The following is a 22,668-nucleotide window of genomic DNA, read 5'->3' as shown; positions in this document are numbered from 1 at the left end:
GTCGAGTACGGTATCGTCAAAAATCAGATAGCCATGAGCGCTGGGAATCACGTGCGGCCGAATGTTTTCCCAAATGATGCGTGATGTGATGCGCTCGCCGTTCAAATACCGATTGAGGGCGTCATGGCTAAAGTGGGCATGATGCTCGGCATAGTGCGTCAAGGTGAAGTTGACCTGACTCGATAACAGGAACTGACAGTAGTCCACGCGGGATGGATTCATGTCGCCGCCTAGTGAAAGACAAAACTATGATCTATGCTTTCAAGAAGTTCAAGTTGAAATTAATTCATGGGATTTCTATGATTTTCTATCAAACTTTTGCGTAAGTCCTATCATAGATTCGGCGCAACACAGCCAAGTAATAAGCAAGTAGCCCGCGAACGCTCTCAGCTGCTCCACCGCTGCCGTAAAGCTTTTTGTAGTCGGTAGGAGCACGCACAGGGGCCAAATTGACACCTGTTGTGCTGAGTCGTGCGGCATACTGACGCAGCGTGCCTGCAAACTCGTCGTTCATGTCTTCGCGGGTTTCCTTTGGCATTAATCCGCGCTGTTGTTTCTTCAATAACCTGTTGTCGCGCTCTATTTCTTTGATGACTCCCAGCTTCTCATTACGGGTTCTGAAAACTTTCTTTTGAACAGCTGCAGACGCTAGCCCTTCAATGAAGGCCGACGCACTCTGGTTAGCGGCATCACCATCCGGATCGATTTTTGTCGCGCATCTCTTTTCTATAGCATCGATTTCTTGCTTGGTGTTCGACAAGACTGCTTTCAATTGTGCGAGCTTAACCTCGTAGGTTCGGACGCTAGTAGACAAACGATCTGCGACCTCAAGCGCCTTATCTCTGTCTGCCAATATGGATGAGCGACTAAGGAGCGAGTTATCGTGCTCGGTGCCACATATTGGACACACCAAAACATCTTTCTCAATATTTTCAACGGAAAAAGTATAATCTTCTCCTAGTTCTTTAGCGGCGGCAGTTGCAATTTTAAGCTGACTTTCGGCCACTTCTTTCTCGATTTGAAGCTTGGATATCTTGTCCAGCAGCTCTTCTTGGTGCTTTTGGAGATGCGACAGCGACTCTGCAATATCAGCCACGAGCGAGTCCACTTCGTCGCTTGATATCGCAATTATACGGTCCGAAGGTGGAGCGTATTCGTTTACGACCGATATCGCGGCCTCTATCTTTTTGACAACCTCCTGCGCCTCACGTTTCTTAGGCATTGTGATCGTCAGCGCTCTCTCAATTTCAAAGTGTCGAGTCCCAAGGTACCCTGTGTGGTACTCAATAATGGTTTTTTGCCACTTTGCGTATTGATGGAGGCCGTCAAATCCCGCCCAAGCTTGATCCCAGCTTTTTCGCTGATCAATATAAAACGGCAAAAAGTAGAACGCTGGTGGCGGCACTTCAAGTTTGGACGCATCTGCCCGATTTGGCAGCAATGCCTTGAAGCCAACTAGTTCGGCAAAAGTTGCCGCATAATCTCCGGTTATTTTTGAGTACCGTTGCCACGAGCCATCACTTTTGCCTAACCATACTTGGTTACCTTGTCGGGCAATCTTAAGGGCTTCGTCTTCGATTCGAAACTCTACGAGGACGCGCACATCGAATGCGCTCCAGGTAGTGTCGAATTGTGCATCACAGCCCAAGCCCCATAAGAACAGCTTCGCGAGCGTTGATTTGCCAACGCTATTGTCATTACCCGTTATTAGATTCAGCTTTGGACCTAATTCGAATTGCCCGCCACACCCGATGGAATCGGAGATCGCCGTCAAGCGGTTGAATATCAATTTTTTCATGGCACTTGTTTCTTAGGTTTCGGACGAGCAGTTTGTAGTTTGCGGCATTGCTTTTTGGCTTAGAACTGTTTTGAGAATTCATAAATGATGGCGGTTTTCAAAATTTGAGGATCCGGAAAGTCATTCTTTTTCTCCTCCGGAATTATGCGCAAGACAGCGTTTAAAAAAGTGTTCAGCCCTGCATTGATAATGGCTTCGCTATCAGGCTGGTCGAGAATTGTGTTCACAGCCTCGCTGACCGTCTTATTTGTGCTTATTTGACGCAGCGATCGCTCAAAGCTAACTTGTTGGTAGTGGCGCTTGAAACTTCTAGCAAGGGTTACGACAGAGCCGCTGTCTGCATTTAGGATAGTCAGCCCCTTGTGAAACGTCTCTAGTGCCTTGTCGATAGTTGGCTCATGCGAGTAGAGTTTGATGACATCTTGGACGTTTTTTGATGTAATCCCTTTCTCTCTTACGCAGTGGTCCCATTTTGTAAAATCTAAAGGTAGTGCCCCTTTGCGACGAAGATCGTCCATTAAAGCCAGATATATGCTTTTTGCACGATACCCGCAATTTGGATTTTTGACTCAAGACAGCCCGCGATGTGACCTATCGACGTTTCTTGGAAACGTTGCGTGGGAAGATCTGAGACGATAAAACAAAGTATGCCGGGTATATCGTCGTCGCCAATCTCTGCCTTCAGTGCCGCCGCTAACTGTGCCTTCGCTGCAGGAGAGAGATCGTCAACAAAGATGGTGGAAAGACTCAAGCCTGCCGTGGCTAGCTCCAGCTCAAAGCCGGTTGCGTTTACGAGACCGAGAGACAGCAAGCGGCCATAAAAGGGCTTGCCTTTTACACCGGAAATCATCTTCGCCAGAATTGACGACTTTTCTTTCGATCCGTCTGCTTTTTGTCTGGTAATGATTTTTTTTATTTTCCACGGTCCGCCGGCATAGTTTTTTACTTGATGAAAATGAAATTGCACTTGGTCTGCGTCAAGACTATCCCCGACGATTACGTCTTCGTGATACTCGACAAACACAACATATTCTTTGCCTTCGTTATGAAGGTTGAGTGCCTTGCATAGTGCCCAGTGGTATTGATACTCAAACTTGCCATAGGTTGTCGCGCCCGAATGTTCGCGTTGTGGCGAGGCAAGCGGGTTGCTGGTGTTTGATGTGCCGCTCACAAGTTTTTCGCTGGTTGACGTAAATAAAATGTTGATGTGCGCCCGATGTGCTTCCGTTTGTGTTTATTATTCTTTGAACAGGCTTCATAGGCGGTGCAGGCGCTGATTGCGGACGGACTGTTAGCGTGTTCGTTTGACGGTTGACAAAGCATCTAGTGCGGCGGCCGAAAGTCGCGGTGTGTAAACAAGTCGGGATGCTTCGGGCTCGATAGCCGGATTTGTTGACACTTTAGCTGACGCATCCGACGTCTGATGGTGGAGAACGTCCCTTGTTAGAAGGAAAAATTTATACGCCGGCTGTTGACACCATGTTTTGACGACGATAAGAGGAACAGCTAGTCGCCCACTCCATCCGGGTCATCGTCATCGAACAGCATGCGGCACCCTCCAAGAATACCGGAGGAATATGGCGCTGTCCGCGTTATCTATGAGCGGCTTCTAGGGTGAGCCATGGTCAGAACAGCCTCAAACCTTCGTATTCCTTCTCACGCTCAAGATCGTAGATGCTGCCGTAGATGGGCGTCGGGAAGCCATTGCTGTAGTCGGGGGCGAGGGGCAGTCGGAAGCCTGTGACACGCGATTCGCGGCGTGCAACACCGTCTACCAAGTGCTCGATCGGGCCGACCATCACGACATGCTGGCGGGCACGCGTGATGGCGGTATAGAGCCATTCGCGCGTCACAAGCAGCGTCTTTTCCATCAGGACGATGACGTGCCTCGCCCCGGCACCCTGAGCCTTGTGGCAGGTCACGCAGTACGCTAGTTCCACATCGATGCGTACCTCGTCGGGAAGCTGAAGTGGCTCGCGGAAGCCGTCCCACAGGATCTTCACGCGGTCCTTCTCGTCGATGTCGATGACACGTCCGAAGGTACCGTTGCGCAGCCCATGCTTGTACCAGTTCTGCGTGCACACCACCGGGTCGCCTACAGCCAGGTAAGCGCGTGCGCTGAGACGCACGATGCGAGCACCGACAGGTCGGCAAGCGTTGGCGGCGAGCTGGTTGAAGTGGTCCACGGCCTGCTTCCTCGCGGCCGCAACCAAGACATCCTTGGACCAACGCCGGACGGTCTCGTAGACCGACTCCAGCGTCATTTGAGGCTCGGCCAGGAAGATGCCTTCGTCCTGCCCGCTCCATACGGGAAGCTCTGGGACACGTCCTTCCCGCACCGCATCGGCTGCAGCCGGAATCGGGCTGCCCGTGACGGCGCGGCGCGGGATCTTCAGCGCCGATACACGGGTTTCGTCAGCAACCACATCGTGGAAGACCTTGCCCGGGCCAACGCTTGGCAGTTGCCCATGATCGCCGACCAGAAGCAGGCGAGCGCCGTAGGGCATCAGCGACAGCAACTCGCGCAGCGTTGGCGTGTCGAGCATGCTCGCCTCGTCAATGACCAGCAGGGTATTTGCCCTCATGTGCCAGGGGCGTGGTTTAGGAATCCTCCTTGTCTCTTTCCCCTCAAGGGCAGCCTTGAGCCTGTTGAGCCCTGTGATCAGGAATGCGACGGTATAGGCTTCCCTCCGTACATTCGGGGCGGACGCTCCCTCCTGCAGAAGTAAGGCTGCCTTACCCGTGGGTGCGGCAAGGACGACGTGACCGCCCAGATGCTCCCAGCATCGGGCGAGCACCTTGATCGTCGTTGTCTTGCCGGCGCCGCCCGGGCCTTGCAAGGCAGCAAAGGGCCTGGTCAAGATCTGGACCACCGCGTCATGCTGTTCCGAGTGCAGAGGCAAGCCCGTTGAGGTTTCGGCGTCGTAGACCCCGCGGTGAAGCGCCTCATCTACCGGGACATGGACGGCTTGGACGAAGATTGGAGAACGCTCCATCTCCTCGATGCGCTGTGTCAGGTCATCCTCGATCCATGAAGCGCCGGGAGCCCTCAGAAGGCCCCCAGATCGGCCCACAGCGCGCCTTTGAAGAGCGAGGGTTATCGTGGCCCTCGGATCGACGCCGCGGCGCTCCAAAAGCGGTTCTAGCTGCTCAGGCGTGGCAGCAGTGCTGCCATCAGCCCATAGCTCCCGCCAGCAGCTTGCGAGGGCTCCGAGTTGCCGCGCCGGATGGTTGCCGAGCTGCCCATGCACCGCCCCTTGAGCGCGCAGCAACTTGCGACCAATGTGGTCGGCAGTGTTCCAGCCAACCAAGCTCGCCGCCAAGTAGGGGTGACCGGTCAAGCGCTCTTTAGCGTCCGTGCCGTACAGGAGCCTCCACATGCGCCGCGCCACGCGAGGATCGGTGACGCCGAGTTCCTCAAGGTAATGCAGGAATTCCAGCTCAGCCTTCAGCAGGTCTTGTTCGACGTGCAGCTTGGCCGCCGCTGCATAAACCTGGGCCGCAATTGACAGGGCCAAGTTCGGTTTCAGCGGATCAAGAACCTTCGCGACTTCTTCCATGCGAGAGGCGTCGGCCAACACTTCTGGCAGGCTTACGCCAAACACTGCGAGCAAGCGACTGGCCATTGCGTCACCGATGCCGGGGAGCCTTTTGAGCCAAGGAATGATCAGGCTGCCTGACGTGACTATTCGCTTGAGAATCAGCGCTGCAATCTGCTGGTGGATATTACCGTGGTTGTCGCGGTAGGGCCCAACGTTTCCCTCGGCGTAATAGGTCTCCCCCTCCACAGGCGCGAGCGCTTGATCCTTCGGCCAGTTGTACTTGATGTTGAATTTGTTGCCGAGATAGTCCTGCACTTTGAGTAGACATCCACCCGGCAACAGGCTTACCACCTTGTTAACGATGAAGTCGCCGGCAATATGGCTCATGTCGCCTCCACATAGATGCCGTTCTCCATCATTTGCAATCGGGCTTCAAGACGAACGATGTGGGCCTCCCTCTTGGCGAGCCGCTCCTCCAATTCGGCAACACGTTCCAATAAACGTTGTTCTGCCGCGCTGGATTCAATCGCAGCGGACTCAGCTGCTCTCGACCTCTTCGCCTGTCTATTAAGCCTGCCCTTCAAATCCTCGTCAACCTTCTTCTCTGCCTCCTTCAGTGCCTTTTCTTTGCGTGCGCCAATGGGGAGAAGGCCTTGCTCCAACGCGACGGCATTGACAAGGACGCAGAGTTCCTGACGTTCGTGAAGATACTTTTTCTGGTTCTCGTTCAGGCCAATGTCTCGCGCGATAGCTGAGACATTCGCCTTTTCGTCGGAAGTGGCTGGAAGCGTCGGAGTTCGGTCCTTGACCGCTCCGCCTTGGGCCACCCAAGCGGCTTGAAGGCCCTGAAGGTATTCCTCAAGCTTTGCCTTGATGGCAGGAATGACACTTTCTCTTGGCATGATTACTCTTTCCTTTTGGGGAGAGATCTAACTCTTACCGAGGAAGCATTATTCATCACCTCGATTTGAACTACGAGTTTCCTGACTTCCTTTTCAAGCTCCGCAATGCGGCGCCGATCCTCAATCTGCTCCAACTTCATGAGGTGATAGTTGTCGGCAATCTTATTATGTTCCGCCTTCCAGTAGTCGGCGCGTTCAGTTACTGCTTTCCGTACTGATTTTCTCCCTGAGACGAGTCCTGCGGATACGCGTCCAACGAATTCATCGACTCTCTTTTTCGTCGTATCTTTATGGATCGAAGTCTGAAGGGTTCGCTTGTTCTTCCCTGCTCGCCGACATACCTCTGCCTGATTAACTCTCCCCTTGTTTAGCGGGTACACGCCATCGTTCTGTTCGATCTCCATCTCAATCCTGCGCATTGCCTCTTCCAAGCGCGCCACAAAATCATTTGTCCGACCTTTCGCTGAGGCTATAAGACCGTCCGGCGGAACTTGTTTCATTTCCGTGGTGCTCATGCAACTTTCTCCGTCGAACCTTCGAGTAGTTGGGCGACAACAGGATGATTCTTCCACTTCTCGAATACGGCATCGAACCTGCGAACATGGGTGAGGATTTGGCCTGCCCACATTTCTGCAACATATTCGTTGCCAGCAGCGCGCTCTATTTCGTAATAGCGAACACTGTCTTCGACGCTTCCATCAACGTCCTGCATCAACCACGCTTCCTCCAAGCGCATTTCACAATGAGACCTGCAGCGCGAGGGTTCTGGCTCACCAAGATTCAGATTGCACGGTCCAGCCTGACCGGGCAACTTTGTGCAGATAACGCCGGGCCGCACATACATCCAGTGCTGACGGTCCAGGGTCAGCAGATCGGCCAAATCACGAATATCAGCTGCACCCAATTGGCGACCCAATCGGGCTCTTTCCGCTTTCACCGCTGCTTTCAATGGGGTCACTGCCGGGCCGCCGTAGTTCTGTGCGTCGCGAATCGCATTCTCCGCAATCTTCCGAGTTTCCTCTTTCGCGATTTCGACCACCTCATTGAACATGATCGTCTGTTCCTTGGCCACCTTGGTCAATTCAGCGCGCACCTCCGGGTCGGTCAGGATGTAGTGCAGAGTCATTTCGATCGTCTTGTGATCGAAGAGATCCATCAGGATTTTTGGAGCCCCTACAACAGCGAGAGCGATCAGGCGTGCGATCGTTTTACGGAATCGGTGGGGTGTGATGGTGTCGCCTTCCAGTAGATCCGACAAGCCAAAGTAGTCCGCCTGGAATTGAAGATAGCGATTTGGAGCAGTAAGTGGTGTATAGCCAAGTTTCCCGATAGTGTTCCACAACATGCCCGCCTTGCTCCTGTCTGGCGGCGTGGGGATGTCGTTTGGTCCGCCCATTTCGGCGCACACATGGGTCAATTCCTCTTGCTGACGAATGGCTTCAAGCGCTTCTGGCGGCAGCGGCCAGTCGCGCTTTTGCCCGTCGAATTTGTGGTAGAGCTTATAGGTGCGTCCGTTTGCAAGCGGGATGCCGTCGCGCGTTTCTGAGAGACACCCAGGAGCAAGTGACAGGCTCTCACTGATTCGCCCACCGATGCTCAATAGGACGATGAACAAATGGGATGTTTGGAGCAATGTCCAGAGGACTTGCATTTGATCTGCGTTCTTTGGAGGCCAATCAATCTCCCGGTCTAAATCTGGGCGAGACGGGCGAGCCACTGCACGAATCTTGAATGGCAGCTTGGTGATGACGCTTCCGCTGGCGTCTTTCCAGACAAAATTCTTCAAGAACTCCTTCTGCGCAGCGGCACGCTTGCTCTTGGCGTGAGAGGTATGAGCAGGGAACCGTTTCGCAATATCAATGAACCCGTTGGCCACCTTTAGAAGAGAAGGGCCCATCTCTCGCATCATCCAATATGAGCGATACCCAGCCTCGGTCACGAAGAGGTCTGGTAAAGGCGTATGCCCTTGACCTTTTTCGGGGATCGGCTGAACAAGTTCTTCGGACGATCCGCGGCGAGGATTTTCAATTGCAACGCCTGCTGCGTCTTTCGGTGGGTTTGATTCGGTGCCAATTTTGGGAGGAATGTCCAGCCAGTAGCCCCGGGCGCCGTAGTCCCGCAGCTTGCTCATTGTTGCTCTGAAGGTTTTCCATAGAGCAGGGGTGTGCGCACATGCCTTGTATTCCTGCTCCGTCAGCAAAGTCAAAAGGCTATGCTCCTTTGCGGCTGGATTCCTGATGCACGCCCTGACAAGCGGCTGCATGCGGTTCATTTCGGCAAGGATGGATGATGGCTTCAGGAAATAGCGTGTGACGCCGCCCGGACTGCACGGTGCAGCAAAGAGCAGGAGTTGGTATCTCACCAGTGCCAGGACACCAGCGTGCTGCCGTTCAGGAGCGACGTTCTCCTTCGCGCAGATTTTCTTATAGTTTCTGATGCGGTTGGTCTCAGACCGCTGGTTGGGAGCAAGCAACTCGGCCGGTACGTCAATCACGCCCCACTCGTCGCCAAGTCCGAAGTGACGCTGAACTTCCAGGAGCTGGTCGGGGCCGTAGAGGTGAATTTGAGCCGGACGGAACAACAGTGCGGCTTCGCTCCTTTTGCGCTCAAGCTCTAGCAGCGCGGCGCTCAAATCGCCCGTCTCGATCTGGTCAAGCGTTTCTGCGGCAATGGCTTTAAGCATACGCACCCTCCATAATGATGGATTTATGCGCACCGCTTGCTATCTGGTTGGTCCAGTAATCGACGCGTTCCTTGACCAGTGCTGCATCGAAATTAACCTGCAGCGTTTCCTCGCCGTTCGCCAGTTCCAGCTTGAACAGGGAATCGTGCCATGCCACCAAGGAGGTGTGATTCGTCTTGATGTCGTGCAACTCGGCAACGCGCCGTGCAATATGGTCAAGGCTATCTTGGAATATCACACCATGCGGGCAAAGGATGCAACGCTGCACTCTGCAACCGCTGCCCTCCTTATGTTCCGGTGCAATCTGGACAGGAGGCTTGGTAAAACTTTTGCAGCCCATGCCGGCTATGGTTCTATGCTTCTCCAGTCGCAGCCGTTGCTCTTCCGTAATATCGCCGCGTTCAACCATCGCCCGCAGAATAGATGCATCGACAACCCTTCGATTCCGGATTTCGTCCCACATGGCTTTTGAGAAAATGGCAACCTTGCGGATACTGTGCTCTTTCCACTGGCGTGACTTGAGGTAATGCTGCAGCGCAGTGATGCTCTCATGGCCAGCCGCAAGCTTGGCCATCAGCCAGTTGTACCCGGATCTCCGGTACGCAAACGAAATGTACGCGTCGCGGAAGTCGCTTGACGTGACGTTGATCTTAATCTTGCGTTCCTCCGGAAGGCGCTCATTCACTTCCCGCACGAGATCCTGCATGAATGTGGAACTCCGCTCGTCCAAGACATGAATGCCACGCGTTGGCCACCAATACAACCAAGGGTTGGTTGTCATTTCTTGCAGACGCGTCTCTTCCTCAAGAAGCCGGTGATCCTGCGGCACGTCCTCAAGTTTCTTGCGGACGCTCCCCAATTCAATCTCTACCTGCTTTCTTAATGGTGCAGTACGTTTGATAAGCGCACGCAGAATGTTCCCCGGGGCGATTTGCGATTTTTCCGACCCCACTGCAACCTGATACGTTCCACCTGCCCGTTCTTTTCTCCCTCGCACGACGTGATACATCGGCGCCGTTGGGTGCTTTTCGATACCAGTAGCAGCATCGACTTCACGCGCCGTGGCCGCGTTCCACCCGGTCTTCAGCAAGAAAAGATTGAAGAAGACTTGTATATCGTCTTTTGTGGGGTAAAGGCCTGCAGCGGGAATCGCAAATGGGCTCAAGGCATTCAATTTCCTTTCAGGTACTTTAAGGAACTCGCAAACTGATCTCCGACCTGGGCAGGGGTATTTCATGCGCTCCGCCAATCCTCGATAGGTGGCATGCAAATCTGCTGTCGTCGGCAGACAGCCAGTCCAAAGATCATCTTTGAGAAGATCCGCTGAATAATCTGTGCCGGCTCTGGCCTCGGCGTCAGCGTCCTCCCATCTCTTCAGGATGGCGTAGTACCTGTGCACCAACTCGTGATATAGGGGCTTCACCTCCTTTTCGCTCGGCTGCTCCTTTGCTGGAGAAGGAGTGTCTGAATTTTCAAGACCGACCCATGCCAATTCCGGCATGTCGTGTGCCTCTCGATAGGCGTTCACGACGGTGAGAAATGTGGACACCGGCTCCCCAGAGATTTGGGCCAAGCGTGCAAATCCCTGGTAGGTGTCGCCATCTAAGTCCTCGACAGTATTGATCGGTGCAATCGCCCTGTGCTTCTTGAATAGGCGCCACCACGCGTACAAATGTTTCTTTTTTTGGTCAACGGTGCCGGGAGCTAGGCTCACCCAAGCAGCATGGATGTACGGAGCAAGTTGATACGTAAGTTCGGGGATTCCATCGAAGTCACCACCCCACAGTCTTTCCCCGACTTTCCCTTCCGCGGCGTCATATCGGCCATGAACAAACTCTCGTAGATCGACCGGCACTCGTTTCTCGTGCTGCGTCCAAAACACCAAGCCACCATGCTCAGCTGACGGCGATGGAAGGGCATCAACTAGGGCGAGACCGGGTCCTTTCCCGCCTTTCGCCTTTTTCCTTCTTGGATCTGCCATGGTCAAGCCTCCCTGCAATCTTCAACGTCCCATGCAGCGTCCAGGTAATCCGCGTAGTCCTGGTCAATCTGCAACTTCAACAGCTGATGCGTCCACTTCAGATACGTTTGGGTGGTTTCTGGATCGAGGTGTCCCAGTTGAGGCTGCACTTTCATCAAGAGTGTCGAAGCCGTGATGCCGGTGATCCAGTCCATCGGCAGGTGCTTGCCGTGCTTCATGACGAATTCGCGCTGCGCCTCGGCCTCTTTCAGAAGCGTGCTGCATGCCCAGTAGTGCCGTCCCAGGTGGGGGTGCCATTCCGGGTAGGGGAGATAGCCGCTCTTTTTCCACGCCTCCCAGAAACGGTCCTGCGTCACCGGTTCCCCGTTGAATTCCGAGAGGAACAACCGTCCATGGGCTTTGCTCGCCCGTGCCATCTTTTCAGCGGGCGTCGCCGCCGCGTTGATCCATTTCCTTCGGATGCTTGGCCTGAATTCCATTCGATAGCGATGGAGTTCTTGGGCCAACTTCAGCGGCATTTCGATTACGCGGGGGCGGCCTTCGTTGCCGCCCGGGCCGTCGCTCTTGGTGCCCTTGACGCCTTTCGAGATCGTCACCTCGACAATGTCACCAACCACTTTCCATTCATCTGGATTTAGAGGGAGAGTTTCGTATTCCCAGTTGACAACCTCGCTAATGCGCAGAGCGGTTTCGCAGGTCAGGCGGCACATCAAAGCCTTGGTATAGCCCTTTCTAACAAGCACGGCCCTGTGCCAGCGCTTCATCTCTTCTGGCGTTGGGATGCGCAGTTCGGCAGGATTGGGTCTTACCTTGCCTGCACGGACCTTGACGGTAACGGTGCGTTGCGTAGAGTGGGTTGCCGAACCCGCTTTCTTTCTCTTCAAGGTGGAGACGACTTTGAATGGGCCTCGATATCCGTGGCTTGCCGCCCACCGCAAGAAATAGCAGGCTTCATCGACGCGCGCATTGATCGTGCGGGGTGCGAGAGGTCTGTGTCGCTCGGACCAAGCTCCATTTCTCATTTCGGCTTGGTAGCGATCAATCAGATGGTCGGTGTAATGGACCTCCCTCCAAGCAAGGTTTCGGAATTCGCACCATTCCAAAAAGTTTGTCAAACGCTCGCCGTAGTTCTGCAGCGATTTCCTCGTGGGATACCGAGAGGTGCCGGCGTCTTCGATGTTGTCGTCCACCTGACCTGCCGGGGTCCACTCAAGAAGTGCGCGCTCTCGCAGGTAGCGCGACGCCTCATCGACGTAAGCCCAGTTCTTGTCAAAGACGCAAGGGACGTGGGCCACCGTTCCGTAGCCGGCCTGCTTCATCGTCTCGGAAGACGGCCAATGCAGGTAGTAGTGCGGTTCCGTCACCAAAGTCATTCCACAAAGGTGTCAAGTTACACTAGCACGAACAGTACAACAAAAAGGGCCGTTCCGGCCCATTTCCGACTTCAGTCGTTCACCGCAAGTGAGGGGCCGACCTATGCGGGTGGTAGGCGACCGCGATATGGGCGGCGTCTTCGGCCAGGGCCTCGATGACGTCGTTCACCGGCAGCGCGTCGAGAGCGACCGTCAGCTTCGGATGCTCCGCGCAGAAAGGCGCGACCACCTGCTGCAGCAGCCCGTCGATGAACCCTTCGCTCGCCACGATGCGCACGCTGCCGGCGTCCATGGTTCCTATGGCGCGCAGCCGCTCCAGCAACTGCTGCTCATGGGCTTGGCAGCCGCGCCAGTAGTCGATGAGGTGCGACGCCGCTTCGGTCGGCGCCACGCCGCGCGCCTGCCGCTCGAACAGCACCAGCCCGAGTTCCTCCTCAAGCAGCGCAATTTGACGCGTGATCACCGACGGCGCGGTGTTGAGCGCATCGGCTGCGCCGCGGATCGAGCGGTGCTCCAGCACCTCCCGGAAATAGCGCAGGCGCTTGTGGTTGATGTCAGGCATGGTGGGGCAGCCTACGTGGCTGTTGCCCAAACGGCAACGGAGTGGTGAAAAAACTGCTGTTGCTCGAACACAGGACCGGTCGAAGAATCGTCTCGAACCCCACCCCGCATCGGAGACGAGCATGAACCACTTCCTGAGCCAGCGCGCGACGGGCCTTCTCCTGGCCGCTTCCACGATGGTCGCCGCCGCCGCGCCGGCCCCGGCCGCCGAAGTCTTCCCGAGCAAGCCGGTAACCCTGCTGGTGGCGTTCCCGCCCGGTGGTCCGGCAGATGCGGTGGCGCGGGCCATGGAGCCGGCCATGACCAAGGCGCTGGGCCAGCCCGTCATCATCGAGAACGTGCCGGGCGCGCTCGGCGTGCTGGCCATGCAGCGCCTGATGAGCCGCCCGGCGGACGGCTACACGCTGATCATGGGCTCGCCCAACGAAGCGATCTTTGCGCCCCTGGCCAACCCTACGGCCCGCTACAAGGCGGAGGACTTGGCGCTCATCGCGCCAGTCTCGTCGCACCCGCTCGTAGTCATGGCGCGTCCAGGCTTGCCGGCCACGTCGCTGGCGCAGCTGGTGGCCGCGAGCAAGCAGCCCGGCAGCCGGCCGCTGACCTTCGGCAGCCCGGGCCACGGCTCCATGTACCACGTCGTCTCCGAGTACATGGCGCAGGCGACCGGTGCGCGCCTGATGCACGTGCCTTACAAAGGGGCGACGCCGATGCTTCAGGACCTGGCCGGGCAGCAGATCGACATCACCATCCTGCCCAACCTCGGCGGGTCCATCGGCCTGCTGGCCACCGGCCGCATCAAGGCGCTCAACGTGCTCTCCGACAGCCGCATGTCGACGCTGCCGGAGGTGGCGGCCATCTCGGAATCGGACCTGCCACACAAGCTGGAGCTGGTGCACTCCGTCTGGGTGGGCGTGATGACCAAGGCCGGCCTGCCCGCCGAGCGCGCCGGCGTGCTGCTGGAAGCATCGCACCGCGCCCTGCAATCCCCGGAGGTGGCCCGGGCGCTGGCGCTGTCGGGCGCGCAGCCCATGAAGCCGCAGCCGCTGGCCGTCTCCACCAGGTTCTATGCCGACGAGATCGCCAAGCTCAACGCGATGGCGCGCTCCGTCAAGCTGTCGCCGCAGTGACGCGCCCGCTCTGCCTGCCCATCTTCCCGAGAGGCCAGCCCATGAACATCCTCGTCGCCGGTTTCCAGCACGAAACCAACACCTTCGCCCCCACCGTTGCCGCCTACGAGAACTTCGTGCGCGGGGAGGACTTTCCCGGCCTGGCGCGCGGTGCGCAGGTGCTGGACCTGCTGGAGGTCAACATCCCCGTGGCCGGCTTCGTGCGCGCCGTGCAGGCGCACGGCCACACGGTGACGCCCGTGATCTGGGCCGGGGCCGGCGCCTCGGCGCACGTGACGCGTGACGCCTACGAGCGCATCGCCGGCGAGATCCTCGACGCTGTCGGCCGCGGCGGCTTCGAAGCCATCTACCTCGACCTGCACGGCGCCATGGTGGCGCAGCACGTGGACGACGGCGAGGGCGAGCTGCTGGCGCGCATCCGTGCGGCCGCAGCGCCCGGCATGAAGATCGTCGCCTCGCTGGACCTGCACGCCAACGTCACCGAGCGGATGCTGTCGCTGGCTGATGGCCTGGTGGCCTACCGCACCTACCCGCATGTGGACATGGCCGACACCGGACGCCGCGCGGCAGAGCTGCTGCTGCAGCTGCTTGACGGCCGGCAGGCACACCGCGTGGCCCGGCGCGTGCCGTTCCTGATCCCGGTCAACAGCATGTCGACGATGATGCAGCCGGCGCAGGCGGTGTACGAGCTGCTCGAAGGGCTGGAGTCGCAAGGGCCGCTGTCCTTGTCATTCGCGCCGGGATTTCCTGCCTCGGACTTCGACGGCTGCGGGCCGGTGGTGTGGGGGTACGGAGAGGACAAGCGACGTATCGAGCAGGCGGTGGATGCCCTGTTCGAGCGCATCTGCCGGCCTGAGGCGCAATGGGCCGTGCACTTCGAGGAACCGGAGGCCGCGGTGCAGCGTGCACTGCACATTGCCGCTGCGGCACGGCGCCCGGTGATCCTGGCCGACACGCAGGACAACCCGGGCGTCGGTGGCGATGCCAACACCACGGGCCTGCTGCGCGCGCTGCTGCAGGCCGACGCGCAGGAGGCGGCCCTCGGCCTCATCTGCGACCCCGCGGCCGCTGCGGCGGCGCACCGCGCCGGCGTGGGCGCCCTCGTCGACCTGGCGCTCGGAGGCTGCCCGCAGGTGCCCGGCGACGTGCCGCTGCGGGCGCGCTTCCGCGTGGAGGCGCTGTCGAACGGCCGGTTCGTCTTCGGCGGGCCGATGATGCACGGCAAGCAGGCCGACCTCGGCCCGATGTCGTGCCTGCGCGTGCAAGGGGTGCGCATCGTGGTGAGCTCGGCCAAGGCGCAGCTGCTGGACCGCAACATGTACCGCGCGGTGGGTATCGAGCCCGAGGCGATGAAGATCCTGGTGAACAAGAGCTCGGTGCACTTCCGCGCCGACTTCGCCGCCATCGCCGAGGAGATCCTGGTGGTGCGGGCGCCGGGCCCCTTCATCGCCGATCCGTCGCAGCTGCCCTGGCGACATCTTCGCGACGGCCTGCGCACGCGGCCCGGTGGGCCTGCCTTTGCCCGCGAGCGCGTGGCCGAGGCGGGCTGACATCCCACACCGAAAGGATGTTCCGGTTCGGGCTGCCCCGTCTGCGTGCTGCGTCAGTCCGTCGGGCGGCCCGCCTCAGGCAAGCCATGACCGCCTGTACGCGGCCTGGCTTGGGGAACACCGCCATGTACGGCCCATCCGTTGGCCGCCAACACGCCAGCGTCAACCCTCAGGTTCGCTCCCGTAATGGCTGACGCCTGGTCGGACAGCAGGAAAGCGATGGCCTGCGCGACCTCCAGCGGCTCCACGAGACGCCCAAGGGCACTGACTTCGGCAGGCGATACGGCATAGCGCCGGCCTTCCCGGATGTTGGCCACCATGCGCGGCACGGCGACGAAACCGGGGCTCACCGCGTTGACACGGACCCCGCTGCGCCCCCACTCGCCCGCCATGCCTTCGGTGAGCATGTTCACGGCCGCCTTGGCCGAGTAGTAGGCGTGGCCGTGGTTGGGCCGCTGCCCGACCATCGACGAGACGTTGACGATGGAACCTTCGCCATGCGCCGCCATGCGACGCGCAAACTCCACATTGCCGACATAGGTGCCGCGGTAGGCCAGGTCGACGATGCGGTCCCAGGTTTGCAGCGGCAGGGTTTCCGGCGGCTGCTGCGGCTGGAAGACCGCAGCGGAGTTCACCATCGCGTAAAGAGCGCCGTGGCGCTCCTCGATCGCGGTAGCGGCCTGGCCGACGGCCGCAGCATCGCACAGGTCAAGCTGCAGCGCGGCTGCACCGATGTCCCGGGCCAGCGCCTGGGCCGCCGAGACATCGATGTCTGCGACCACGACACGCCAACCGCGCTCGCGCAGCAGGGTGCAGGTGGCGGCCCCGATGCCGTTGGCACCGCCCAGCACCACGGCCAGCCGGTCACGGCCCTCGTCACAGGGCGTGTGTTGTGGCGATCCCATGGCTCAGCGCGGCCCGCTGGCAAGGTTCTGGATGCTGTACTCCAGCTGGTACAGGCCACCGCTCATCCCTGGCCGAGCTCCCAGGGGCCGCAGGGCCTCGGGCGCCAGGAACCGGGCCGCCGCCGTGCGCACGCCATCGGCCGTCGAGCCTTCAATCAGCACCACCAGGTGCGGCAGCTCGATCATCCGGCCGCGCTGGTTGCCGGCATTTCCCCCGGTCAACGACACGTCGTTCTCGACGAAGTGCGCGGCGGTGATGCGCGGCTGGTCGCACAGGCGCGGCATCACCTGGCGCTGAAGGGCGTCAACCAGTGCCTCCTCCCGGCCCTCCTCGGCCTCCAGGCGCAACGTGTACACGAAGCCGCCCATGGCTGCGCCAGCGGTGAAGTGGATGCGGCAGGCGCCCCGCACGTTGTTGCGAAACCCCGGCAGCGTCCTGCTGGACCAGGGCGTGGGGTTGTTCAGCCGCTGGCGGTAGAGGTCGCTGACCAGCACTTGCGGGCCCGCCACCTCGTAGAGGGTGAGGAACTCCACGTCGGCCTGCACCGCCGCATAGCGGCGCCCACGCAGGAAGCCCGGTATGCCCAGGCGCTCCACCATGTGCTCGCGCGGATGCCACTCGAAGAAGTCTTCGCGCATCTCGGGGGCGATGTCGTTCCAGATCGCCACCAGGGCGTTGCCGGCCAGGGCCATGCTCGTTCTCCTCTCGTTGATCGTTCAGGACAGGTGACCCGTGATGCGCGGCGGCGCCACGGGCGGAAGGTCTTGCGGGGCCAGCGGCGCGGGACGGCCCGCGGCCTGGTAGGCCTGCTCCATCAGCTGCAGGCTGGCCAGCTGGTCGGTCGCGGAAGTCCAGAAGTGCCCCCCCGCCCTCACCTGGTCCACGAAGTGCTGGATCGACGCGTCGAAGCAGCCTTGCCGCACCTGCGCCTCATCGAAGACATGGGTCTCTTCTTCGGCGCCCATGAGTTGCAGCACCGCGCCCTCGAGCAGCACGCTGCAGCGCGTCCCGGCGATCTCCATGCGGTCGGGCGCGCGGGTCTCGTGCCCGGCAGCCGTCATCACGCCGTCGATCGTCACGGTCAGTCCATGCCGAGCGCGCAGCAGCAGCGTGGCGCTGTCCTCGCCCACGATTTCCCGGCATGCATGGCCGGTGCTGCAGGCGACGAGCTCCATCTCGCCGAAGAGCGCGCGCGCCACGTCGATCTCGTGGATCAGCGACTCGGCGATCAGCACGCGCTCCTCGCGGGCGAGGAAGGCTTGGCGCGTCAGGGCGTGGATGCGGCCGTCCTCCCGGCGCGGCAGCATGCTCGAACGCCACAGCGCGATGCGTGCCTGCGTGACCGTGCCGAGCCGCCCTGCCTTGAGCCATTGCGCGACCTTCAGGAAGTAGGCCCGGTAGCGCCAGTTCTCGTTGACCATCACGTGGATGGTGTCGCCCACCTCGCGCACCAGCTCGACGGCCTCCCCATAGGTCGGACACAGCGGCTTCTCGCACAGCGCGTGCAGCCCGTGCCGGGCTGCCAGCCGCACCATGCCGGCATGCGTTTCGCGCGGCGTGATGATGTCCACGGCATCGAGCGGGCCCGAAGCCATCATGGCCTGCGCATCGTCGTAGACCTGCGCGATGCCGAACTGGTCTGCCCGGGCCTGCGCGCGGTCGCGCACCGGATCGCAGACCGCCACCACCTGCGCACCCTGGGCACGCTGCCAGGCGGTGAAATGGTCCGCGCTGATCATGCCGCAGCCCAGCACCCCGACGCGCAGGGGCTTGGTGGTCGTGGCGCTCATGCGTTGGTTCCTTCCGTGACGGCGGCATGGTGTCGCCGTGAATACCTCTCCATGAAACGGCTGGCGTCCGCCGCCGCCGCCAGGGCTTTTTCCAGCGGCGAGCGTTGGGCCATGTCGGCGCGTGCCACCTCGTACTCGATCTCGCATCCAGGCGGCAGCGCGTCGAGGAAATCGAACAGCGGCAGCGCTCCCGTGCCAGCCGGCAGCCGCGCGGTGCGGGCCTCCGCGAGCAGCTCGGCATCGGTCATGGGACCATCCGGCCGGCGGGCATCGCACAGCTGAGCGAACACCACACGCTCTGCCGGGAGCCCGCGCAGGTCCTGCGGGCCACCGCCGCAGCGGTCCAGATGCAGCGCATCGATCAGCAGGCCCGCGCTGGCCGTACCGACCGACGCCACGATGCGGCAGGCCGTGGCGAGGTCCCGCACGCCGCTGTAGGGCAGGAACTCCAGCGCCATGCGGATGCCGGCCTGTGCTGCACGCTCGCAGTAGCGGCCGAACACATCGGTGAACCGGGCCGTGTCGGGGTCGAAGCAGTTGGCAACGATGATCGGTACCTGCAGCTCGGCCACCGTGTCGATGACCGGTGCCACGTCATCCCAGCCGACTTCGGGGTAGAACTGGTAGGCCGAGACGTTGGACAGCCGCACGCCCAGGTCGCTGGCGCGCTGGCGCAGCTGCCGCACCATGGTGGGCACACCCAGCACGGGTGTGTCGAACGGCTCGCCGGGCCGGCGTGCGCAGATGCGCAGGCCCACCGCGCCGAAACCGGCGGCAGCCGCGGCCTCGATGGTCTGCAGTGGCGTGGTGCCCAGCGTCAGGTGGGCCAGGGTCAGGTGCTTGAGCATGGTGTTGGCAACGAAGGTGCAGGTGTCAGGACAGCGCCATGGGGGCGGGCACGCCAAGGCGGTCGGCCAGCGTCAGCAGGTCGTCGGCAACCGCGCGGGGCACCGGGATGCCCTCCACGAGCTGCGCCTGGTGCGTGCGCCAGGCGCGTTCCCCGGGCAGCAGGATGTCCTCCACGCCCGGCACGCGCGGCGTGGCCTTGAGCATCTCGAACAGCAGGTCCACGCGGCGCTTGAACTGCGCGACCTCGATGAAGCGGGCGATGTCGATGGCCATGTGCATGTGGCCATTGCCGATGGCGCGGTCCGTGTCGGTGAACCAGGCCGGCACCTCGCCCAGGATGTTCGAGCCCGTGAGCACGCCGCACAGGATCTCGCCGAAGACGGCCAGGCCGTAGCCCTTGTAGCCCAGCGGCAGCAGCGCGCCACCGGCGGCCAGGTCGGCCGGGTCGTCGGTGGGCTCGCCGTCAGGGCCGAGCACCCACCCTTTCGGGATGTGCTCCTTGCGCTTGGCGGCCAGCCGGATGCGCCCGCCCGCAGCCACGCTCAGCGCCATGTCCAGCACCACCGGGCCATGCGAGCCGCTGGGTGCGGCAAACGCGATCGGGTTGTTGCCGATGGTGTTGCGCCGGCCGCCCCAGGGCGCCATGCCGGGAAAGCCGTTGGTCCAGGCCACGCCGATCATGTCGTGCGGCAGGGCCTGCATCGCGTAGTGGGCGCAGGCGCCGATGAAGTCGCTGTTGGTCGCGGCCACGAAGCCGATGCCCTGCGTCCTGGCCTTGGCCACTGCCATTTCCATGGCACGCGTGGCCGTGATGGCGCCCAGCGCGCGATCGCCATCGAGCAGCGCCGTGCCGGGCGCCTCCCTGACCACCTTGATCCGCGCCTGGCGATTCGCTCCGCCGTCGCGAAGCCGGGCTACCAGGAAAGGCAGCCGGATGAGGCCATGCGAGTGCGTGCCGCGCAAGTCCGCACCGACCAGGCTGTCGGCCATCACGCCCGCGTCCGCGTCGCCAAGGCCGGCGGCCTTGAACATCGCGGCGGCGAAGGCCAGCAACTCGCCGGCGTCCATGCGCACGTCCCTATGGCTGTCCATGGCTCAGGACACCTGGATCTTGGCCGTGCGCGCGACCTTCTCGAACGCGGCCGAGTCGGCCGCGATACGCGCCATGAACTCCGCAGGACTGCTGCCCACAGGGCGGATCGACTGCGCCGCCAGCGCCGTCTTCATGGCATCGAGCTTGACCGCCTCGGACAATGCCAGCTGAACCTTCTGGCGGATTGACTCCGGCAGATTGCGGGGCGCATGCACGCCGAACCAGTTGGTGCAGACCTCGAGCTGTGGCATCCCGGCTTCGGCAGCCGTGGGAACCTGCGGCAGCTTGGGCTCACGCTGCCTGCCCACGATCATCAGCGGGCGCAGCAGTCCTTTCTGGAGATATGCCTCGATCGCCGGATAGGCGTTGAGGCTCATCTGCACCTGATTGCTGACCAGATCAGGCATCAGCTGCGCCGTGCCCCGGTAGTGCACGCCGGTCATCTGCAGGCCGGCCAGGAGGTTGAAATACTCCATGTACAGGTGCAGGTTTCCACCGGCACCCGAGTCCGCGTAGAACACCTTGCCGGGGTTCTTCCTCACGTACTCGATGAACTGCTGAACGTCCTGGGCCGGGACCTGGGCGCTGACGGTCAGGATCAAGTCACCCTCCCCCACCATGGAGATATGGCTCAGGTCGTTTTGCGGGCTGACCCGCATGTTGCCGACGGTGTGTGGCGACACCACGATCTGGCCGACCGAGGAGAACAGCAGGTTGTAGCCGTCTGGTGCTGCCGTGCTGATGTATTCGGTGGCGATGTTGCCCGCGGCGCCCGTCTTGTTCTCGACCACCACCGTCTGGCCCAGCTTGGGGCCCAGGTAGGTCGCCGTCAGCCGGGCCAGCACATCCGTGAGCCCGCCGGCCGAAAAGCCGACATGGAGCTTGACGGGGCGGCTGGGGTAGTCCTGCGCCAGTGCCCGTCCGGGCAGCACCGAGGCGGCCAGGGCCGCCGCCGATGCGTGCAGGAACTGTCGCCGAGCGTTGCTGGTCGTGTTCATCGCCTTGTCTCCTGAGGCCTGCCCGCGACGTGACAACGCGGGTCTGGCCTGGATTACAGCCACTTCACTGCCAGGCGTCCAAGACGATCGGTGTCTCCCTGCTCAAACTTTTTCTTTGGGCTCGCTGGCTTATCCCAGGGAGTGGCCCCTGCTCCGCAGTTCGGCCAGCGTCTGGCCCAGCGGCCGATCCAGCGGATCCAGCCGTGTTGCCAGCGGGCCCATGCGTTGAGCCACTTGGCTCACCGATTGCGACAACAGCGTGAGAAACGCTTCCTCGTGCTCGAAGGCGGCACGGGTCAGCGAGCGCACGAGGTAGAGCGTGCGCTTGACGGTCGGATTGACGATCCTGCGGCCGCGCAGGCGCCCGTTCTCGATGTCGTCGACGGCGTTGCCATAGGGCATCACGGACGCCGCGTCGCCCCGGGCCACCATCTCCTTCATCAGCGAGATCGAGGACACGTCCTCGACGATGCGCAACTCCAGCGCCATGCGCTTGGCTGTGGCCAGCACTTGCTGGCGCACGCCGTCGCGCTGACGGGGCAGCACGAGTTCCCGCCGGACCAGTTCGGCAAACTCGATCGGCGGTTCGGCACAGGCCTGGCTGCCGCCGGGGCCCTGGCTGACGAAGAACAGCTCTTCCTCGATGAGCGGCACACGCATCAGGCTGGGACGCTCGCGCACTTCGTAGGCCAGTGCAACGTCGATCTCATGCCGCTCCAGCGCGTCCAGCAGCACGAGGCTGCGCTCCTCGACGATCTCGAGCTTGACGCCTGGCAGACGCTCACGGGCCCGCAGCACCAAGTCCCGCCCCGCCAGGTTGACGAACCCGTTGGTCAGACCCAGCACGATGCTCTGGGTAGCGAAACGGCCCGCCGCGACCACTTGGCGCTCCGCCTCCTCCACCAGTCGCAGGATCTCGCAGGCGCGCTCGTAGAGCACCTGGCCAGCACGGGTCGCGGACGCGCCCCGCGAATGTCGTTGCAGCAGCTCGACCCCCAGGTCCTCCTCGAGCTGCTTGATCTGCATGCCGAGCGCGGGTTGCGCCACGAAGAGCTGCTCGGCCGCGCGGGTGATGCTTCCTGCCTCGACGATGCGGGTGAAGTAGCGCAGTTGCCTCAGGTTGATGGCTGACTCCTTGATGCCGGATTCCAACGCCGCTCACCCGATACCTGGGCAGACAGGCAAACGCCGGGAAATGGCTGGATGGGTACGTCGGCGTGATCAACGCATTGGTGAGTCAAGCCGGCGAATTCAAAAGGTACACCACCGGCGGCTGCAAGGACGGGAAGCAGCGGCATCGCGCCGTCCACCGATGCTGCCAAGCTGCAGCCGCCTCTCCTGGCGCCAGAGCACGTTCACGTTCCAGTGCACCGCCCGGGGTCAGCCCATAACGGCGCCACGCTGATTCGCTTCGGTCAGGTTGGGTTGCCGTGGCCGGCGAAGCGGTTCAGGAGTCGACTGCTGGAGGTTGATTTCGCAGCAGCGGGCCTGGGCTCGGCGTCGAGTCGCTTGCCG

General features: G+C 61.0%; 19 protein-coding genes and 1 pseudogene. 2 read left to right on the top strand and 18 right to left on the bottom strand.

The features are described from left to right. The 11 genes and pseudogenes from H537_RS53840 to H537_RS47195 all read right to left on the bottom strand — a co-directional run. Positions 1-222 (bottom strand): annotated as a pseudogene (locus tag H537_RS53840) (IS701 family transposase); the annotation flags it as partial. Between the two features lie 88 nt (positions 223-310). Next, positions 311-1,798: a hypothetical protein gene (locus H537_RS53835; RefSeq protein ID WP_156902129.1), complete on the bottom strand. Its 1,488-nt coding sequence runs from the start codon at positions 1,796-1,798 to the stop codon at positions 311-313. Positions 1,799-1,857: 59 nt separating this feature from the next. Continuing rightward, positions 1,858-2,316: a hypothetical protein gene (locus H537_RS53830; protein ID WP_156902128.1), complete on the bottom strand. Its 459-nt coding sequence runs from the start codon at positions 2,314-2,316 to the stop codon at positions 1,858-1,860. Continuing rightward, on the bottom strand, positions 2,316-2,969 hold the full coding sequence (locus H537_RS51790) for a dsDNA nuclease domain-containing protein (RefSeq protein ID WP_169517147.1): 654 nt from the start codon (positions 2,967-2,969) through the stop codon (positions 2,316-2,318). Before H537_RS51790 ends, H537_RS53830 begins: the two co-directional genes overlap by 1 nt. A 454-nt stretch (positions 2,970-3,423) precedes the next feature. Then, positions 3,424-5,727 carry an AAA family ATPase gene (locus H537_RS47205; protein WP_051244191.1) on the bottom strand — a complete coding sequence of 768 codons (2,304 nt, stop codon included), beginning with the start codon at positions 5,725-5,727 and terminating at the stop codon, positions 3,424-3,426. Next, positions 5,724-6,242: a hypothetical protein gene (locus H537_RS53825; RefSeq protein ID WP_156902127.1), complete on the bottom strand. Its 519-nt coding sequence runs from the start codon at positions 6,240-6,242 to the stop codon at positions 5,724-5,726. Before H537_RS53825 ends, H537_RS47205 begins: the two co-directional genes overlap by 4 nt. A gap of 2 nt (positions 6,243-6,244) precedes the next feature. After that, positions 6,245-6,757 (bottom strand): hypothetical protein, encoded by a 513-nt coding sequence (locus H537_RS53820; RefSeq protein ID WP_156902126.1) that lies wholly within the window; start codon positions 6,755-6,757, stop codon positions 6,245-6,247. Then, on the bottom strand, positions 6,754-8,925 hold the full coding sequence (locus H537_RS53815; protein ID WP_156902125.1) for a site-specific integrase: 2,172 nt from the start codon (positions 8,923-8,925) through the stop codon (positions 6,754-6,756). Before H537_RS53815 ends, H537_RS53820 begins: the two co-directional genes overlap by 4 nt. After that, the gene (locus H537_RS53810; protein ID WP_156902124.1) at positions 8,918-10,906 is read right to left on the bottom strand and encodes a hypothetical protein; all 1,989 of its coding nucleotides are present in this window, start codon (positions 10,904-10,906) and stop codon (positions 8,918-8,920) included. Before H537_RS53810 ends, H537_RS53815 begins: the two co-directional genes overlap by 8 nt. A gap of 2 nt (positions 10,907-10,908) precedes the next feature. Further along, the gene (locus tag H537_RS51785) at positions 10,909-12,270 is read right to left on the bottom strand and encodes a tyrosine-type recombinase/integrase (protein WP_169517146.1); all 1,362 of its coding nucleotides are present in this window, start codon (positions 12,268-12,270) and stop codon (positions 10,909-10,911) included. Between the two features lie 88 nt (positions 12,271-12,358). Continuing rightward, complete coding sequence (locus tag H537_RS47195; RefSeq protein ID WP_238446908.1) at positions 12,359-12,964, bottom strand: LysR family transcriptional regulator; 606 nt, start codon at positions 12,962-12,964, stop codon at positions 12,359-12,361. Here H537_RS47195 and H537_RS0134260 point away from each other — a divergent pair. Beyond that, positions 12,963-13,967, top strand: a complete 1,005-nt coding sequence (locus H537_RS0134260) for a tripartite tricarboxylate transporter substrate binding protein (protein WP_029001487.1) — start codon at positions 12,963-12,965, stop codon at positions 13,965-13,967. The two genes, H537_RS47195 and H537_RS0134260, sit on opposite strands and share 2 nt — an antisense overlap. A gap of 41 nt (positions 13,968-14,008) precedes the next feature. After that, positions 14,009-15,517 carry a M81 family metallopeptidase gene (locus H537_RS0134255; protein WP_029001486.1) on the top strand — a complete coding sequence of 503 codons (1,509 nt, stop codon included), beginning with the start codon at positions 14,009-14,011 and terminating at the stop codon, positions 15,515-15,517. 53 nt (positions 15,518-15,570) lie between these two features. Here H537_RS0134255 and H537_RS47190 read toward each other — a convergent pair whose 3' ends face one another. From H537_RS47190 to H537_RS47175, 7 genes are all read right to left on the bottom strand, one after another. Beyond that, the gene (locus H537_RS47190; protein ID WP_238446907.1) at positions 15,571-16,371 is read right to left on the bottom strand and encodes an SDR family NAD(P)-dependent oxidoreductase; all 801 of its coding nucleotides are present in this window, start codon (positions 16,369-16,371) and stop codon (positions 15,571-15,573) included. A gap of 54 nt (positions 16,372-16,425) precedes the next feature. Beyond that, complete coding sequence (locus H537_RS0134245; RefSeq protein WP_029001485.1) at positions 16,426-17,115, bottom strand: hypothetical protein; 690 nt, start codon at positions 17,113-17,115, stop codon at positions 16,426-16,428. 24 nt (positions 17,116-17,139) lie between these two features. Then, positions 17,140-18,213, bottom strand: coding sequence for a Gfo/Idh/MocA family protein (locus tag H537_RS47185; protein ID WP_051244184.1), 1,074 nt, complete (start codon positions 18,211-18,213; stop codon positions 17,140-17,142). Then, the gene (locus tag H537_RS47180) at positions 18,210-19,061 is read right to left on the bottom strand and encodes a sugar phosphate isomerase/epimerase family protein (protein ID WP_051244181.1); all 852 of its coding nucleotides are present in this window, start codon (positions 19,059-19,061) and stop codon (positions 18,210-18,212) included. The genes H537_RS47185 and H537_RS47180 overlap by 4 nt, the downstream gene beginning before the upstream one ends. A 25-nt stretch (positions 19,062-19,086) precedes the next feature. Next, a complete protein-coding gene (locus H537_RS0134230; protein WP_029001484.1) occupies positions 19,087-20,154 on the bottom strand; it encodes an Ldh family oxidoreductase in 1,068 nt (355 codons plus the stop codon). 3 nt (positions 20,155-20,157) lie between these two features. Continuing rightward, complete coding sequence (locus H537_RS0134225) at positions 20,158-21,153, bottom strand: Bug family tripartite tricarboxylate transporter substrate binding protein (RefSeq protein ID WP_084151172.1); 996 nt, start codon at positions 21,151-21,153, stop codon at positions 20,158-20,160. A gap of 129 nt (positions 21,154-21,282) precedes the next feature. Further along, on the bottom strand, positions 21,283-22,305 hold the full coding sequence (locus tag H537_RS47175) for a LysR family transcriptional regulator (RefSeq protein WP_051244179.1): 1,023 nt from the start codon (positions 22,303-22,305) through the stop codon (positions 21,283-21,285). Positions 22,306-22,668 lie beyond the last annotated feature (363 nt).

It is taken from the genome of Azohydromonas australica DSM 1124, from assembly GCF_000430725.1.
Taxonomy (GTDB): Bacteria; Pseudomonadota; Gammaproteobacteria; order Burkholderiales; family Burkholderiaceae_C; genus Azohydromonas; species Azohydromonas australica.
Note: the sequence above shows the minus strand (reverse complement) of the source record. Positions and strands in the feature narration are given on the sequence as shown.